The 861-nt window shown below is 51.9% G+C and carries 9 tRNA genes; all 9 read left to right on the top strand.

Going from position 1 to position 861, the window contains the following annotated elements:
- Nucleotides 1-64 precede the first annotated feature (64 nt).
- Nucleotides 65-140: transfer RNA gene (locus JCM9152_RS21105), tRNA-Val, on the top strand.
- 6 nt (nucleotides 141-146) lie between these two features.
- A tRNA-Thr gene (locus JCM9152_RS21100) sits at nucleotides 147-218 on the top strand.
- A 7-nt stretch (nucleotides 219-225) separates the two neighbouring features.
- Nucleotides 226-301: transfer RNA gene (locus JCM9152_RS21095), tRNA-Lys, on the top strand.
- An 18-nt stretch (nucleotides 302-319) separates the two neighbouring features.
- Nucleotides 320-401 (top strand) — tRNA-Leu (locus tag JCM9152_RS21090).
- A 10-nt stretch (nucleotides 402-411) separates the two neighbouring features.
- Nucleotides 412-483 (top strand) — tRNA-Gly (locus JCM9152_RS21085).
- Nucleotides 484-506: 23 nt separating this feature from the next.
- A tRNA-Leu gene (locus JCM9152_RS21080) sits at nucleotides 507-595 on the top strand.
- Nucleotides 596-598: 3 nt separating this feature from the next.
- A tRNA-Arg gene (locus JCM9152_RS21075) sits at nucleotides 599-675 on the top strand.
- A gap of 6 nt (nucleotides 676-681) precedes the next feature.
- Nucleotides 682-758, top strand: a tRNA-Pro gene (locus JCM9152_RS21070).
- A 20-nt stretch (nucleotides 759-778) separates the two neighbouring features.
- Nucleotides 779-854, top strand: a tRNA-Ala gene (locus JCM9152_RS21065).
- The last annotated feature ends 7 nt before the right edge of the window (nucleotides 855-861 follow it).

The following is an 861-nucleotide window of genomic DNA, read 5'->3' as shown; positions in this document are numbered from 1 at the left end:
AATGGTAGTTGGGGGCTTCCCCCTGTGAGAGTAGGACGTTGCCGGGCGATAAAATAAAATATTTGGAGGATTAGCTCAGCTGGGAGAGCACCTGCCTTACAAGCAGGGGGTCGGCGGTTCGATCCCGTCATCCTCCACCATTATAAGCCGGTCTAGCTCAATTGGTAGAGCAACTGACTTGTAATCAGTAGGTTGGGGGTTCAATCCTCTGGCCGGCATTGATTTGAGCCATTAGCTCAGTTGGTAGAGCATCTGACTTTTAATCAGAGGGTCGAAGGTTCGAGTCCTTCATGGCTCACCATTTAAGGTGATTTTATATGCGGGTGTGGCGGAATTGGCAGACGCGCTAGACTTAGGATCTAGTGTCTTATGACGTGGGGGTTCGACTCCCTTCACCCGCACTTTTATATTGCGGAAGTAGTTCAGTGGTAGAACACCACCTTGCCAAGGTGGGGGTCGCGAGTTCGAATCTCGTCTTCCGCTCTTCTATTTCTAATAGAAGTCCTGCCGGGGTGGTGGAATTGGCAGACACACAGGACTTAAAATCCTGCGGTAGGTGACTACCGTGCCGGTTCAAGTCCGGCCCTCGGCACCATATGCGCCCTTAGCTCAGCTGGATAGAGTGTTTGACTACGAATCAAAAGGTCGGGAGTTCGAATCTCTCAGGGCGCGCCATTTTATCGGGAAGTAGCTCAGCTTGGTAGAGCACTTGGTTTGGGACCAAGGGGTCGCAGGTTCAAATCCTGTCTTCCCGACCATTAATACTAAGTAGTAAAGAGGGGCCTTAGCTCAGCTGGGAGAGCGCCTGCTTTGCACGCAGGAGGTCAGCGGTTCGATCCCGCTAGGCTCCACCAAAAAGTT

This window comes from Halalkalibacter hemicellulosilyticusJCM 9152 (genome assembly GCF_000513115.1).
Classification (GTDB): Bacteria; Bacillota; Bacilli; order Bacillales; family Bacillaceae_D; genus Halalkalibacter; species Halalkalibacter hemicellulosilyticus.
The sequence above is the reverse complement of the archived record's forward strand: the minus strand, read 5'-3'. Positions and strand labels throughout refer to the sequence as shown.